This window comes from Micromonospora sp. C28ISP2-4 (assembly GCF_030519385.1).
Classification (GTDB): domain Bacteria; phylum Actinomycetota; class Actinomycetes; order Mycobacteriales; family Micromonosporaceae; genus Micromonospora; species Micromonospora tulbaghiae.
The window spans coordinates 39,587-53,723 of the sequence record NZ_JAUMKG010000007.1 but is presented as its reverse complement, the minus strand read 5'-3'; the positions used below and the strand labels follow the sequence as shown (position 1 = coordinate 53,723).

Annotated in this window: 13 protein-coding genes, 1 other RNA gene and 1 pseudogene; 3 read left to right on the top strand and 12 right to left on the bottom strand. The window is 70.0% G+C overall.

Annotated features, from left to right (window positions below; translation table 11 throughout):
• Positions 1-70 precede the first annotated feature (70 nt).
• Together Q3W68_RS23730 and Q3W68_RS23725 are read right to left on the bottom strand one after the other, a co-directional pair.
• Positions 71-1,027, bottom strand: a complete 957-nt coding sequence (locus Q3W68_RS23730; protein ID WP_302907569.1) for a threonine/serine dehydratase — start codon at positions 1,025-1,027, stop codon at positions 71-73.
• Between the two features lie 149 nt (positions 1,028-1,176).
• Positions 1,177-1,572: a VOC family protein gene (locus tag Q3W68_RS23725; protein ID WP_302907568.1), complete on the bottom strand. Its 396-nt coding sequence runs from the start codon at positions 1,570-1,572 to the stop codon at positions 1,177-1,179.
• A 64-nt stretch (positions 1,573-1,636) separates the two neighbouring features.
• Here Q3W68_RS23725 and Q3W68_RS23720 point away from each other — a divergent pair, with 64 nt between their 5' ends.
• Positions 1,637-1,819: a hypothetical protein gene (locus Q3W68_RS23720; protein ID WP_302907567.1), complete on the top strand. Its 183-nt coding sequence runs from the start codon at positions 1,637-1,639 to the stop codon at positions 1,817-1,819.
• Positions 1,820-1,903: 84 nt separating this feature from the next.
• On the opposite strand, the gene Q3W68_RS23715 is transcribed toward Q3W68_RS23720, so the two are convergent.
• From Q3W68_RS23715 to Q3W68_RS23690, 6 genes are all read right to left on the bottom strand, one after another.
• Positions 1,904-3,895 carry a discoidin domain-containing protein gene (locus Q3W68_RS23715; protein ID WP_302907566.1) on the bottom strand — a complete coding sequence of 664 codons (1,992 nt, stop codon included), beginning with the start codon at positions 3,893-3,895 and terminating at the stop codon, positions 1,904-1,906.
• A gap of 162 nt (positions 3,896-4,057) precedes the next feature.
• Positions 4,058-4,237, bottom strand: a complete 180-nt coding sequence (locus Q3W68_RS23710) for a hypothetical protein (RefSeq protein WP_302907565.1) — start codon at positions 4,235-4,237, stop codon at positions 4,058-4,060.
• A 19-nt stretch (positions 4,238-4,256) separates the two neighbouring features.
• Entirely contained in the window at positions 4,257-5,135 is an 879-nt protein-coding gene (locus tag Q3W68_RS23705) for a carbohydrate ABC transporter permease (RefSeq protein WP_302907564.1), read from the bottom strand.
• Between the two features lie 10 nt (positions 5,136-5,145).
• Positions 5,146-6,120, bottom strand: a complete 975-nt coding sequence (locus Q3W68_RS23700) for a carbohydrate ABC transporter permease (protein ID WP_302907563.1) — start codon at positions 6,118-6,120, stop codon at positions 5,146-5,148.
• 70 nt (positions 6,121-6,190) lie between these two features.
• Positions 6,191-7,513 (bottom strand): carbohydrate ABC transporter substrate-binding protein, encoded by a 1,323-nt coding sequence (locus tag Q3W68_RS23695; RefSeq protein ID WP_302907562.1) that lies wholly within the window; start codon positions 7,511-7,513, stop codon positions 6,191-6,193.
• Between the two features lie 159 nt (positions 7,514-7,672).
• A complete protein-coding gene (locus Q3W68_RS23690; protein ID WP_302907561.1) occupies positions 7,673-8,686 on the bottom strand; it encodes a LacI family DNA-binding transcriptional regulator in 1,014 nt (337 codons plus the stop codon).
• Positions 8,687-8,767: 81 nt separating this feature from the next.
• Between Q3W68_RS23690 and Q3W68_RS23685 the strand changes: the two genes are divergently transcribed.
• Positions 8,768-10,591 carry a glycoside hydrolase family 35 protein gene (locus Q3W68_RS23685; protein ID WP_302907560.1) on the top strand — a complete coding sequence of 608 codons (1,824 nt, stop codon included), beginning with the start codon at positions 8,768-8,770 and terminating at the stop codon, positions 10,589-10,591.
• On the opposite strand, the pseudogene Q3W68_RS23680 reads toward Q3W68_RS23685, so the two are convergent.
• From Q3W68_RS23680 to rnpB, 3 genes and pseudogenes are all read right to left on the bottom strand, one after another.
• Positions 10,592-10,797 (bottom strand): annotated as a pseudogene (locus tag Q3W68_RS23680) (replication initiator); the annotation flags it as partial. It abuts the gene before it with no gap.
• Positions 10,798-11,010: 213 nt separating this feature from the next.
• Positions 11,011-11,226, bottom strand: coding sequence for a hypothetical protein (locus Q3W68_RS23675; protein WP_302907559.1), 216 nt, complete (start codon positions 11,224-11,226; stop codon positions 11,011-11,013).
• A gap of 286 nt (positions 11,227-11,512) precedes the next feature.
• Positions 11,513-11,921, bottom strand: an RNA gene (gene rnpB / locus Q3W68_RS23670) — RNase P RNA component class A.
• Positions 11,922-12,135: 214 nt separating this feature from the next.
• Here rnpB and Q3W68_RS23665 point away from each other — a divergent pair.
• Positions 12,136-12,897: a sulfite exporter TauE/SafE family protein gene (locus tag Q3W68_RS23665; protein ID WP_302907558.1), complete on the top strand. Its 762-nt coding sequence runs from the start codon at positions 12,136-12,138 to the stop codon at positions 12,895-12,897.
• A gap of 8 nt (positions 12,898-12,905) precedes the next feature.
• Here Q3W68_RS23665 and Q3W68_RS23660 read toward each other — a convergent pair whose 3' ends face one another.
• Positions 12,906-14,129: an MFS transporter gene (locus Q3W68_RS23660; RefSeq protein ID WP_302907557.1), complete on the bottom strand. Its 1,224-nt coding sequence runs from the start codon at positions 14,127-14,129 to the stop codon at positions 12,906-12,908.
• Positions 14,130-14,137 lie beyond the last annotated feature (8 nt).

The window sequence follows — 14,137 nt, the reverse complement described above, 5'->3', positions numbered from 1 at the left end:
GGCGGTGGCGCGCTCTGCGCGGTGGTCCGCCGGGCGCGGTCGCAGGCTCGGCGCGGCGTTGGGCGGCGGGTCAGACGCCGAAGCGGCCGGCCCACGCGGTCACGTCGGCCACCGTGGCGTTGCCGCCGCAGACCACCAGGCCGATCCGGGCGTCGCCGCCGACCCGCTCGACCACCCGGCGGGCGGCCGGCAGCAGGCACCCGGCGGCCGGCTCGGCCCACACCTTGGCGCGCTCGGCCAGTTCCAGCGTGCCCCGCACCGCCTCGGCGTCGGAGACCACGAGGACGTCGTTGACCAGCGCGGTCACATGATCGTAGGTGAGCTGCGAGACGCTCGGCGCGCTGAGCGTGGTGACGATCGACGACAACGGCACCTCGACCGGGCCGCCCTTCGCGAGCGCCTGCGACATCGCCTGCGCGCCCTCGGTCTCCACGCCCCAGACGCGTACCCCCGGCCGGCGCGCCCGCAGCGCCGCCGCCACACCCGAGATCAGCGCGCCCCCGCCGATGCTGACCAGCACGTCGGTCAGCTCACCGGCGTCGTCGGCGAACTCCAGCCCGACAGTGCCCTGCCCGGCGAGCACAATCGGGTCGTCGAACGGGTGCAGCAGCGTCACGCCCTCGTCCCGCAGCCGGTTCATCAGCGCGAACGCGCCGGCCATGTCCTCGGTCAGGCGGACGTCCGCCCCGGCCGCGCGCGCCACCTCGACCGCACGGGCGGGCGCGCTGCGCGGCATCACCACGGTCGCCGCCACCCCCAGGGCGCCCGCCATCACCGCGACCGCGATGCCGTGGTTGCCGCCGCTGACCGCCACCACCCCGGCCGCCCGCTCCGCGTCGTCCAGCGCGAGCAACTTGGCCGCCGCACCCCGGGCCTTGAACGAGCCGGTACGTTGCAGCAGCTCCAGCTTGGCGGTGACCGGTACGCCGAGCAGCTCGGTCAGTCCCGGGCTGGGCACGGTCGGGGTGTGCACGACGACGTCGGCGATCCGGTCGGCGGCCGCCTGGATGTCCGTAAGCTCGATCACCACCGCAGCGTGCCACACCGGTCCTCGCACCCCACCCCGCCCTCGCCGCCCGCGCTCGTCGGCCCCTGAGCGGTGGTGCCCAGAACGCCCCATCCGCGAAGTTCGAGAGGTGCCACAACTCCAAGATCGCTGAACCTGGGTCGGACCTGTCACGATCGGCCGGCGGCCACCTCGGCGTCGCTGCGGAGGATGCAGAACTCGTTGCCCTCCGGGTCGGCGAGCACCACCCAGCCGGTCCCGTCGGTCTCCCGCCGGTCGGCCACCACTGCCGCGCCAAGCCCGGTCAGCCGGGCCAACTCCTCGTCCCGCGTCCCCTCGACCGGGCGCAGGTCCAGGTGGATCCGGTTCTTGACCTGCTTGGCGTCCGGCACCTCGATGAACAGCAGACGGTGCCGCCCGTCCCGCGAGTAGATCATGCACTCCTCGTGGCCCGGCTCGTTCGGATCGTCCGGATCCTCCCGGTAGTCGAGGACGTCTGCCCACCAGCGGGACAGGGCGTAGGCGTCGGCGCAGTCCACGGTGGTGTGGGACACGTAAGAGGTCATCACCGGATCATCGCAAGGTCCGGACGGAGAGGTTCCACCCCGCCGGGGGCGGGTATTCCGGATCGTGCGTATCGACATCGACCAGCCGAGAGCCGCGGCGGTCTGCGAGGTGGTGGCGGGCCAGCGGTGCATCAACGTGCCCGGCCACCCGCTTCGCGGCGACCCCCTCCATCCGGAACGCGCCGAACTGGCCGAGACGGCACTGAGGGGCGTGGCGCCGCTTCCCCCGCCACTGCGGGAGGAGTGAGCCGGTTCCAGTCCTCGATGGGCCCGCCGGCCGCGCCGAGGGGGAGCCCCGGCGTGCACCGGCGGCTCCCCCAGGCGTACGCGATCAGTTGAGGGCGTAGATCTCCGCGGCGGTGGTCCACGGGTTGCCGTTGACCTCACTCAGGGCGCGTAGCCGCAGGTACTGCCCGGTCTTGGCGGTGAACCGGACCTCCTTCTGGCTGGCGTTGTTGGCGAACGTGCCGGTGGCCACGGCCGTCCCCCAGTTGACGCCGTCGGTGCTGACGTAGACCTCGTACTGGCCGATGCGTCCGTTGGCCGCACCGGAGCCGCTGTCCTGCCGGGGCAGGTAACGGATTCCGGAGACGGCGTAGCCGGCACCGAGATTGATCTGGATCTCGTGGGGCATCGGGGCGTTGCCGTCGGTGTACTTCGTGTGCCAGATGGTGCTGAGGTTGCCGTCGAAGGCGTTGGTGGCGGCGCCGTTCTCGGCAGTGGTCTCCTGGCTGTCCACGTACTTCAGCGACCAGCCGGTGCGGGGGATGACGCCGGCGCTGGGCACGCAGACGGTGCTCAGCTGGTGCGCGCCCCGGTCGGGACGGCAGCCCGCCGTGACGGCGCCGCCGAAGTAGTCGCGGCTGCCCGGGTTGGTCATGACCTGGCCGCTGGCCAGCGCCGGAGACCCGGCGCGGAGCCGGTAGCCACCGGCGTCACCGATCGACGTGGCGGTGCCCGGCGCGACGAACAGCGGGTCGGCGGTGCTCTTGTTCGGGTCGGTGGGCTCGCCGGCCGGGTGCTGACCGTAGAACACGTTGGAGTCGAACAGCAGCGCCCCGGCGTTGTAGCTGGCCTGGGTCGTGGTCACGTAGAAGATGTTGTTGTAGAACTCGGCGTTGGCACCCGTCGAGCCGTTGCTGTTGTTGACGATCTGGGCCGCCTGGCCGACGTAGAAGACGTTGTTGTAGATCTTCGTGTTGGTGATCTTGCCGCAGACGAGGTCGAAGATCTGGCCACGGTCGTTCTGGCTGATGTTGTAGCGCACGATGTTGTCCTTGGTGGTCGAACCCCCACCGTTGCAGAGCAGGATGAAGCCGCCCTCGTTGTCGTGGCTGTAGTTGTACTGGTAGATGGTGCGGATGTTGCCCTCGTCCAGGTCGAAGCCCTGACCGTCGCAGGTGCTCCGGCCGCCGCTTACCTCGTTGAACTGGAACAGCGCGTCGTTGATGTTCCAGCCCCAGATGCCGGCGGCGCACTGGGCGGGCTCGCGGACCCGGAAGCCGTCCACCCGGTTGTTCTCCACCAGGGCGCTCTGCGTGTGGTGCACGACGATGGCGTCGCCGCCGATGTCGGTGACGGTGTTGCCGCGTACCACGACCCGGGTCTGCGGGAGCCAGGTGCCGCAGGTGGAGCCGCAGTTCGGGTTCGCCAGTTCGGGCCGGACCATCCACCGGGTCCAGAAGTGGATGCCGTAGCGGTCGACCGTGGTGATCGTGTTGTTGCTGATCAGCACGTCGTCGAACTTCGTCTGCGTGGTGTAGCCGAGGACCTCGAAGAAGATGCCGGCGCTGGCGTCGTCGTCCTTCTTGGTCTGGTTGCCGTTGACGTCGTGGACGCTGAGCCCGGTCACCCGGTAGTAGGTTCCGGTGCCGGAGTTCTCCCGGACGATGTGCACGCCGCGGCGGGTGGCGGCGGCCGAGCCCTTGTTGGAGATGTCCAGGTTGCGGATCTCCCAGTACTGCTGGTTGTAGAGCCGCACCACGTCGACGACGGCGCCGTTGCCGGCCAGCACCGGCTTGGCGCCGCTGCCGTACGCGTCGATGACGATCGGTGCGCCGGCTGCGCCGGAACCCTTGGGGAAGAGCTGCTGGTTGGCGCAGGTCGTGCCGCGCCGGATCAGGATCTGGTCGCCGGCGGCGAACGTCTTGGCGTTGACGGGCGCGAAGCTGTTCCAGGGACTGGCCTGGGTGCCGCTGCCCGAGGCGGCAGCGGAGCAGTCGACGTAGTAGTTCGCCGCGGCGGCCGCGGCGGGGGGCGCGGCGACCAGCACCGAGGTGGCGAGCAGGGTCAGAGTCACCAACGAGGATCTGAACAGGCGCATCGAGCGTCCTAACCTGTGGCGTGGGGGTTGCCTGGACCTTCGACATGGGGGGAGATGATCGGCATCGGCGATGCCGTGGAACTGCGCTGTCCGTACCGCCGGGACGGGCGGCCGGGCGACGACGGGCCTTCGGTGGGCCACGTGTCCGCCGCGCCGGGGTGGTCACCGGAACTTGCGGTTGTAGTCGGCGAGCAGCCCGATCAGGACGGCGAGCGCCACGAGCATCACCGCGAGGCTGCCCCACCCGACAGTGGGCCGGGCCACCACCACGGTGACGACGCAGGCGAGCGCGATGAGCAGCCGTGCGGTGACGAGCGCGGCGGCACGCGTCGATTCCTTCATGACATCCCTCTCTCGGGCCTCAGCCCTTGACGCCACCGGCGGCCATGCCCTCGATCAGGCGGCGCTGGATCAGCGCGTACAGGAGCAGCACCGGCACGATGACGATGACCATGCCGGCGTAGAGCCGGCCGGGGTCGGCCGCCGCCTTCTGCGCGGCCATCAGGTTGAGCAGGCCGACCTGCAGCGTCTTGCCCTCGCCGGGCAGCAGCGTCAGCGCGATGATGAAGTCGTTCCAGTACGCCAGGAAGTTGAACAGGATCACGGTGGTGACCGCCGGGCGGGCCATCGGCAGCATCACCCGCGTCATGATCCGGAACCGGGACGCGCCGTCCAGCAGCGCCGCTTCCTCGAAGTCCCCCGGGATCGACCGGAAGTACGCGCTCAGCAGGTAGATCGTGAACGGGATCGAGGTGGCCGCGTACACCAGCGACAGGACCGCCGGGTTGTCGAGGAAGAACCCGTCGGGGAACACGTCGACGAGCGACCGGTCCCAGTCGACGAGCATCAGGAAGATCGGCACCACGATGTAGTTGACGTTGACGAACAGCCCGGCCAGCAGCGCCACCTCGACGACGCTCTTGCCACGGAACTCATACCGGGCCACGGCGTACGCCGCCGGCACCGAGACGGCCAGCACGAGCACCAGGCCGAGCAGGGTGACAAGCACGGACGTGGCGAAGTACCGGCCCATCTGCGCGGCGCCGAACGCGTCGACGTAGTTCTGCAGGTGCAGGCCCTCGGGCAGGGTCCACGGGCTGCCGAAGAACTCGCTCCTGCCCTTGAGCGAGGCCACCAGCACCCAGCCGACCGGGATCACGATGAGCAGAGTGATCGCACCGACGAGCAGGTGGGTGAGGCCGCGGCCGGTTCGCGGCCCGGACTTGTTGATCGTGGTCATGGGTTGTCCTCTAGAACTGGAGCGGCTCACGCCGGGTCGCGCGGCTCACCAGGAGCGACACGAGGAACGAGAAGGCGAAGATGACCACGCCGATGGCCATGCCGTAGCCGTACGACGAGTTCGTGTATGCCTGCTTGTACATGTAGCTGAGCAGCACCTCGGATGCGCCGTCCGGACCACCGCCGGTCATCGCGCGTACGAGCACGAAGCTGAGGTTGACCGCGCTGAGGATGAAGAAGGTGAGCGTCGTGCGCAGGTTCTGCCAGATCAGCGGCAGCGTGACGGAGAAGAACTGCCGGCCGGCGGAGGCACCGTCGAGCGCGGACGCCTCGTACAGCTCCTCCGGGATGCCGGCCATGCTGGACATGTAGATGACCATGTAGTAGCCCAGGGACTGCCACAGCATGGCGATCGCGATCGAGTAGATCACCAGCTTCTGGTCGCCCAGCCACACCTGCTGGAGTCCGTCCAGCGAGAGCAGCCGGAGCGTGCCGTTGAGGAGGCCGTTCTCCTGGTCGTAGACGGCCGAGAAGATGGCCGCGATGACCACCACCGAGAGCACGTTGGGGATGTAGAGCACGAATCGGTAGAAGGTGTGGCCGCGCAGCTTCTGGCGGGTCATGACGGCCGCGAGGAACAGCCCCATTCCCAGCGTCGCCACCGTCACGACCACGAGCAGCGTGACAGTGTTCTGGAACGCGCGCAGGAACTGCTCGTCGTCGAGGAGCTTGGCGAAGTTGTCCAGGCCGACGAAGCGCATCTGCGAGGAGAAGCCGCTCCACGTGTAGAGCGACATCCGGAACACGCTCACCGTGGGCCAGACCATGAACAGCGCGAACAACGCCAACGCCGGGAGCATGCACACGGCGACGAACCGGCCGTCGCCGCGCCGGCCCCGCCCGGCAGGACCGCGTACCGGCGCCGGGGGTCGGCCGGCCGTTTTCTTGCCGGCGCCCGTGGGTGGTGGAGTGAGGGTCGTCGTCACCGTGACCAGTCCTTGGCTCTCGCGGGAAAAGGGATCGGCGGCAGCCCGTTCCCGGGCTGCCGCCGGGACGTCACTTGCCCGCCTGCCGCAGCTTCTCGCTGGCGTCGTTCAGCGCGGCCTGCCACTGCTCCACCGTCTTGTCGCCGCTGATGATGCTGTTCGCGGTGTCGAAGAGCGTGCCCTTGATGTCCACGCCCTCGACCGGCGGGGTGCTGGCGAAGCCGCCGACCAGGGCGGAGATGTTCGGGTCCTCGTAGAGCTGGTAGAACGGGGCGATCTCGGCGGAGACCGTCTTGGCGATGCCCTTGACCGGCTGGATCGCGTTGGCCTTGGCGAAGACGGCGGCGGCCTCGTCGGAGTAGAGGTACGCGACGAAGTCCTTCGCGACCTCCTTGTTCTTGGCTCCGCTGGGAACCCAGACCGACTCGACGATCGTGGTCAGGTAACGCTTGCCACCGGCGGTGACCGCCGGCAGCGGGGCCATCGCCCACTCGAAGCCCTTTGCGCGGGGCGCGTCCTTCATCTCGCCGACGACCCAGGTGCCGTTCGGCATGAACAGCGTCTTGTTGTCCAGGAGGGACTGCTGGTTCTTGGTGAAGTCCTGCTCGTTCGCGTAACCGACGGTGGTCTTCGCCGCGTAGCTCAACAGCTTGGCGGTGATGTCCAGGACCTGGCGCGCCTGCGGGGTCTTCCAGACCCCTTCGGAGTAGGTCATGGCGTCCTTGTAGAACTGCTCACCGCCGACGTCGGCGAGCAACGCGAAGAAGAACGAGTCGAGATAGCCCGCGGTCGGGTAGGTGAACAGCGCGATGCCCTCGGCCTTGGCGGTCTCGCCGAGCGCGAACATCTCGTCCCAGGTGGTCGGGACCTTCCAGCCCTTCTGCGCGAAGAGGCCCTTGTTGTAGACCAGGCCGGTCGGCGCGTAGTACATCGGCATCAGGTAGGTCTTGTCGTCGTTGTACGGGTTGGTGCTGAGGTTGCCGACGATCCCGTCGGCGAGCTTGGCCCGTACGGTCGACTGCTCGCCCGGCACGGTCATGTCCAGGACGCCGGTGAGGTCCTCCAGCGCCTTGTCCTTGACCAGCGTCTCGGCGAGCGCGGCCTTGCGGCCCTGGGGCAGCACCACGACGTCGGGGAACTTGCCGGCCTTCATGGCGGGGCTGATCTCGTCCTCAAGGGTCTTCGAGAGCTGCAGCTGCACGTCCACGTCCGGATGCTTCGCCTTGTACGCATCGACGATCTGCAGGTACATGTCCCGGCCGTAGCCGCCCTCGAACGCCGCGACCTTGAGCGTCTTCTTGTCACCGGCGCCGTCGTCGCCTCCCGAGCAGCCGGTCAGCAGGCTGAGCGCTGTCGCCGCGGCGACGGCTAGGACGAGTGGTCTTCTCAACATGGGTGGCCCTCCAGAGGCGGCGCGCGCGGCGGCAAGGAAGTGAGCGGCGTGGACGAGTCATGGCATGGAGCCGCGTATCGGCGACCATGCGTTGTTACTGTGGCACCCGTAACATGAGCCGTCAAGAACGATCCGTCGACGGCCGCACCGATCAGCCGGTCAGCGCGACGGCGGCGCGGCGGTCGAGGCCCGGACGATCAGACTCGGCTGCGCGGCGGATTCGCCGGCATCCTCGGTGCCCAGCAGCAGCGCCACGGCGGCGGCCCCGGAGTGGTAGAAGTCCTGCCGGACCGTGGTCAGCGGCGGATGGCAGTACGCCGCCAGCTCGATGTCGTCCACGCTCACTATGGACACGTCCCCGGGGACCGCGCGGCCGCGCTCACGCAACGCCCGGACCACACCGAACGCCATCTCGTCGCTGGCCACGAAGATGGCCGTGACCTCGGGAATCATCGCGAGGATCTGCCCCTGGCGGTGCCCGGACTCGGGCGACCAGTCGCCCTCCAGCGGCGGCGGCGCGTCGATCCCGGCGGCGGCCAGGCAGCTCTGCCAGCCCTGTCGGCGCTGACGCGCCTCGATCCACTCGTCCGGCCCGGCCACGTGCCACACCTGGCGGTGCCCGAGGTCGAGCAGATGCTGCGTGGCCAGGCGCCCGGCCTCGTGCTGGTCGATGCCCAGGACGCGGGCGCCGGTGGTGCGGGAGCCGTCAACGGTCACCGTCGGGATGTCCCGGGTGATGTCCTCCATCCGCTTGGTCACGGAGATCAGCGGCACCGCGATGATGATCCCGTCGACGCCCTGGTCGGAGAGCTTCAGCAGGGATTTCTCCATCATGGCGGGGTCCAGCTCGGCGATCGTCGCGATGCTCACCGAGTAGCCCGCCTGCCCGGCTGCCGCCTCCACCCCGGCGGTGACCGCGGAGCGCGAGTAGTAGCCGCCGGACTGCAGCAGGACCAGGCCGAGGGTGAAGCTGCGCCCGGAGGACAGCAGCCGGGGAGCGCCGTTGTACCGGTACCGCAACTGCTCCACCGCGGCGAGCACGCGCCGGCGGGTCTCGGCGTTGACGTTGGGCGAGTCGCGGAGAGCACGCGAGACCGTCTGCGCCGACACGCCGGCGGCGCGTGCCACGTCCGCCATGCTCGGCTGCTTGCCCCGCATTGTCGCCTCGGTCATCCGTGCCACCCTCCTGGAAACCACTACCGCCGCATCCTATCGGCATTGTTAGGGATGGCATCGGTAACATAGGCTGCGGCCATGATCGAGACGACCGGGCGGAGCAGCGTGGTGGCGCCGTCGACGAGGCCCTCCCCCGCGCTCGGCTGGCGCGACCGTCAGCTCTACCGCAACGGCGTCCCGCACCGGGTCCTGTCCGGCGCCCTGCACTACTTCCGGGTCCACCCGGCGTTGTGGCGCGACCGGATCCGACGGCTGGCCGACCTGGGCCTGAACACCCTCGACACGTACGTGCCCTGGAACTTCCACCAGCCGCACGAAGACCGGGCGCCCCGCTTCGACGGATGGCGCGACGTCGAAGCGTTCGTCGCACTCGCCGGCGAGGAGGGCCTCGACGTCGTCCTGCGTCCGGGCCCGTACATCTGCGCCGAGTGGTCGAACGGCGGCCTGCCCGCCTGGCTCACCGCCCGCGACGTCGCCCTGCGCAGCTCCGATCCGGCGTTCACCGAGCCGGTCGAACGGTGGTTCGACGAACTCATCCCCCGCATCGCACGCCAGCAGGGGCATGCCGGCGGCCCCGTCGTGGCCGTGCAGGTCGAGAACGAGTACGGCAGCTACGGCGACGACGAGGCGTACCTGCGCTGGAACCGCTCCGCCCTCATCGACCGTGGCATCTCCGAGCTGCTGTTCACCGCGGACGGCCCGACCGAGCTGATGCTCGACGCGGGAACGCTGCCCGGCACGCTCGCCGCGGCCACGCTCGGCTCCAAGCCCGAAGCCGCCCGCGCCCTGTTGGCGCAGCGCCGGCCCGACGAACCGTTCATGGTCGCCGAGTACTGGAACGGCTGGTTCGACCACTGGGGTGAACGGCACCACGTGCGCGGCGTGGACAGCGCGGTGCACACGCTCGCCGCCGTCATCGACGACGGCGGAAGCGTCAGCATCTACATGGCCCACGGCGGCACCAACTTCGGGCTGTGGGCCGGTGCCAACGCCGACGGTGGCCGCCTGCAACCCACCGTCACCAGCTACGACTCCGACGCGCCGATCGCCGAGGACGGCACCCTGACCGCCAAGTTCCACGCCATGCGCGCGACGCTCGGCGCGACCGGGCCGATCCGGGTGCCCGAACGGATGCCGCTGCTCCCACCGGCACGGGTGCTGTTGACCCACCGCGCAGACCTGATCGCCGGCGTGCGCGCCGTGCCCGCGCGGGATTCAACCGGGCCACGGCCGGCCACGTTCGAGCAACTCGGCCTGGACGCCGGGATGGTCCTGCACACCGCCCACCCGCGAATCCCACCCGGCGAGCACACGATCGTCCTGAACGACGTACGCGACCGGGCAGTCGTCCTCGTCGACGGCGTACCCCTCGGGGTGGCCGACGCCGCGCACCCGACGCTGCGGGTCCACGGCACCGGCGCTGTCGTACGCCTGGAAATCCTGGTGGAGAACCTCGGCCGGATCAACTACGGCCCGCTGATCGGTCAGCACAAGGGCCTGCTCGGACCGGTCCTCGTGGACCGCCGCATCGTGCACGGCTGGGCCAGCGCCGCGATCGCGCTGCCCGACTGGACCTCGGCCGACCTGTTCCGCGCGACCGGCGCCGGGCCGGCCCGCACGGCCGCCGGCTTCGCGGTCGCGACCGTGCACGTCGACACGCCGGCCGACACCTTCCTGGCCCTCCCCGGCTCGGTGCACGGGATGGTCTGGGTCAACGGGTTCCTGCTCGGCCGCTACTGGGACATCGGCCCGCAGGTGACGCTCTACTGCCCCGCGCCACTGCTGCACGCCGGTGAGAACACGGTCGTCGTCTTGGAGACCGACCGGCTGGGCACCGTCCTGGAGCTGCGGGACGCCCCCGAGCTGGGCCCGACCGAGGAGTACGTCGAGGAGTTCGACTGAGCCCTCCCGAATCTGCGCCTGCCGCAGCCGGCGGTTCTTCTTCGCGCACGGCGCGCACTTGTCTTCCCGGGTCGCCCCGCAGGGCAGGTCGATGACCTCGGTCAGGCCGGTGTCGAGATGCGTCCGGCGTATGGCAGAGGGCGCACGCAGACGCCGTACTCGGCGGCGATCTCCTTGAGCACGTCCACCGAACAAGGTAGCGCCATGCGAGGCCGAGCAGGGTCGGCGCGGTCATCCGCACACCTCAAGCTGAACAGGCGGTACTGTCCGATATCACGACCGACCACGGCAGCGGGGGCGACGTGAGTAGCGACGTAACGACAGCGCTGTGGCGCCCCTTGGGACAGCAGGAACTCGGCCTCGCCGGCCTGGGCGGTGAGCCGCCGACAGCCGCTGAGACACCGCCCCACAGCCAGAGCTCAGTTCAGCGCGAGTTCGTCCGGGAAGCGCTCGTGAAGCGCGGCGACCGCATGCTTCAGGCAGTAGTCGAGGCTGTGGCCGTCAACCCTGATCGACGCACCATCGAGCCGCTGACCCGAGATCACCACGGTCCAGGGCTTGCGCTCCCGCTCCCCGTCAATCTTGACCAGCCCGACCAGGCCCATATCTCCCAGGTGCGCCAGCAGCTCAGGCACGCACTCGTCCCACTTCATCCACGAATGGGACCACCAAGACCGCTACGGAAGCCAGCGGCTCGACCAGGTCGTCCGTCAGGGCTTCCGGCTGCCGCGCCAGTCCAACCCCGGGACTGCTCGGTGGAACGTCGTGGGTGTCTCCCGAGGGTTGTGGCACCTGTGGCGTTCCAGGCGGCGTGGATGACGTCGGTGGGTGGAGCGCGATGGCTGTCTTCTGAGCGTTATGGCATCTGTGCCCGAACATAGAACCAGAGAGCCATGATCACGGCTCTGAGCTGGTGGGCGACGGACGAGTCGACCTGTACGCCGGATTCTGTGCCCGGTACGCCCGAAGGCGCACCGGCGGCGGCCATCCATCTCGGCCTGCCGTTGCCGGCAGGCTCCAGCGGCCTACCCGCAGACATCGGGCGGGCAGCCCTCAAGCGTCTGCGCGGGTCGTCATCTTGCGGTGACGGCCCTTTCTTGGCCTTGCTCCGGGTGGGGTTTACCGAGCCACCCCGGTCACCCGGGGTGCTGGTGGGCTCTTACCCCACCGTTTCACCCTTACCGTCCCGTTACGGGCCGGCGGTCTGTTTTCTGTGGCACTGTCCCGCGGGTCACCCCGGGTTGCCGTTAGCAACCACCCTGCCCTGTGGAGTCCGGACGTTCCTCGGCGACGGGCCGGAGCCCGTCGACGCGACCGCCCGGTCGACTCGTCCGTCGCGCCCTCATCCTAACGACGCACCCGCCGCGCCCATTTCCGCCCCGGCCCACCAGGGTGCGCGCGCCACTTCGGGGAGATGGTGGCATCAACCGGCCCTCGATTCAGCCACTTCCCCGAGCTGGCGCCGCGCCGGCCATCCGCCGCGCCCACCAGCCCGCCCGGCCACCACCCGGCCCGGGAACCGGACCGACTAGCCTCGGGGGACCATGGATCTCTCCGACGCCGCGCTTCTGCTCGCCGCCGGTCTCGCCGCGGGCACAGTCAACGCGGTGGCCGGTGGCGGCTCCCTGATCACGTTCCCGGCGATGATCGCCACGGGCCTGCCACCGGTGGCGGCGAACGTCTCCAACTCCGTGTCGGTCTTCCCCGGGTACGTGGCGAGCGTGGCGGGCAGCCGCATGGACCTGCCGCGCGGGCGGGAGCTCTGGTCGCTGCTGCCCACCGCGGTACTCGGCACGATCGCCGGGTGCGCGCTGCTGCTGGCCACGCCGGCTCGGGCGTTCGAGCTGGTGGTGCCGTTCCTGGTGCTTGGCGCGACGGCCGTACTGGCGTTCCAGAATCCGCTGCGCCGGCTGGTCGGCCATCCGGAGCGGCTGAGCGCGCGCCGCCGTACCGTCACGGTGCAGACCATGGTCGCGGTCGGCACTGTGTACGGCGGCTACTTCGGCGCGGCGCTCGGGGTGATGCTGGTGGCCGGGCTGGCGCTGGTGCTGGACGCGACGCTGGCCCGGGTGTCGGCGGTGAAGAACCTGCTCTCGGCCGTGGTGGGGCTGACCACGCTCGTGGTGTTCGCCCTGTTCGGCCCGGTGAACTGGGCGGCCGTCGCGGTGGTCGCGCCGGCCACCCTGTTCGGGGGGTACGCGGGCGCGCGGCTTGCCCGCCGGCTTCCGCAGGTGGTGTTGAAGACGGTCATCGTGGTGTTCGGCACCGTCATCGGTCTCTACCTGCTGTCGCGCGCGCTGAACTGACCGAGCGGTCAGTACGCCTCCCCCACCGGCTCCTCCGGGGCGTGCTCGGCCCGGCGGGCGGCCCGGTTCCAGATGACCCGTTCGCCGTAGCCGGCCGCCATCAGGTGACCGAACGCGAGGTAGGCGAGCACGCCGGCGGCGAGCACACCGAAGCCGACCCAGAACGGCAGCGCGAGGCTGTGCTCGGCCAGCTTGCCGGAGATGATCGGCGCGGGCGCGGCGGCGCCCCAGCGGACCAGGTTGAACGCGCCGGTGGCGACGCGTCGGTCGCCGGAGCCGAGCCCGAGCGCCAGGTCGGTCAGGTTGGCGTTTGCGAGGCCCATGAACAGGCCGGACACGACCAGGACGACGAGCGACATGGCGGTGCCGGTCGAGGTGGCGAACAGGACCATGCAGACCAGCAGGCCGAGCAGGGCGACGCCGACTGTCTGCACCGCGCCGATGCGGTGGGCCAGCCGGTGCCCGATGAGCAGGATGCCGGCGGCCAGGCCGAGGCCCCAGCCGGTGAAGGCGAGGCCCAGCGGGATGACGTCGAGGCGCAGGAACAGCGGCGTGTAGCCGAGCACGACGAAGAAGACGAAGTTGTACGCGGCGGTCACCACGCACAGCGTCACGAACGCGGGCCTGCGGTAGGTGGCGAAGATCTGGCCGAGGCGTACCGGCTGTTGCTTGTGAGCGGGTTCGCGCAGCTTGCGGGCGGCCACGCCGAGCGCCAGCACCATGAACACGCCGCAGACGAAGAACGGCAGCCGCCAGCTCACCTCGCCGAGCAGGCCGCCGATCAGCGGGCCGACGGCGAAGCCGAGACCGAGCGCGGTCTCGAACAGGCCGACCACCCATTCCCTGTCGTTCGCCAGGTTGACCAGCACCACCATGGCGGTGGCGAAGAACATCGCGTTGCCGAGGCCCCAGACGCCGCGCAGCACGGAGAGCTGCACGATGTCGTTGCTGAACGAGGCCAGGATCGCGGCCAGGCCGACGACGGAGACGCCGGTGACGAGCACCGGCTTGAAGCCGAACCGCCCGCTGGCGAGCGTCGCCGGGATCATCCCGACGGCCATGACCGCGATGTACGCGGTGAAGAGCAGCTCGACCTGCCAGGCGGTGACGCCGATCGCCTCGCCGATGGCGGGCAGGATCGGGTCGACCACGGCGATGCCGGCGATGGCGAGGAACGCGACGAGCGTGGTGGCGTAGATGGCACTGCGGTTGGGCTCGGATCGGCGATCCACTCCGCAAC

Bases quoted from the DNA above. Each gene is read 5' to 3' on its own strand.
- Q3W68_RS23685 (WP_302907560.1), top strand. From the start codon at position 8,768: ATGATCGAGACGACCGGGCGGAGCAGCGTGGTGGCGCCGTCGACGAGG.
- Q3W68_RS23715 (WP_302907566.1), bottom strand. From the start codon at position 3,895: ATGCGCCTGTTCAGATCCTCGTTGGTGACTCTGACCCTGCTCGCCACC.
- Q3W68_RS23695 (WP_302907562.1), bottom strand. From the start codon at position 7,513: ATGTTGAGAAGACCACTCGTCCTAGCCGTCGCCGCGGCGACAGCGCTC.
- Q3W68_RS23690 (WP_302907561.1), bottom strand. From the start codon at position 8,686: ATGACCGAGGCGACAATGCGGGGCAAGCAGCCGAGCATGGCGGACGTG.
- Q3W68_RS23710 (WP_302907565.1), bottom strand. From the start codon at position 4,237: ATGAAGGAATCGACGCGTGCCGCCGCGCTCGTCACCGCACGGCTGCTC.
- Q3W68_RS23705 (WP_302907564.1), bottom strand. From the start codon at position 5,135: ATGACCACGATCAACAAGTCCGGGCCGCGAACCGGCCGCGGCCTCACC.
- Q3W68_RS23725 (WP_302907568.1), bottom strand. From the start codon at position 1,572: ATGACCTCTTACGTGTCCCACACCACCGTGGACTGCGCCGACGCCTAC.
- Q3W68_RS23665 (WP_302907558.1), top strand. From the start codon at position 12,136: ATGGATCTCTCCGACGCCGCGCTTCTGCTCGCCGCCGGTCTCGCCGCG.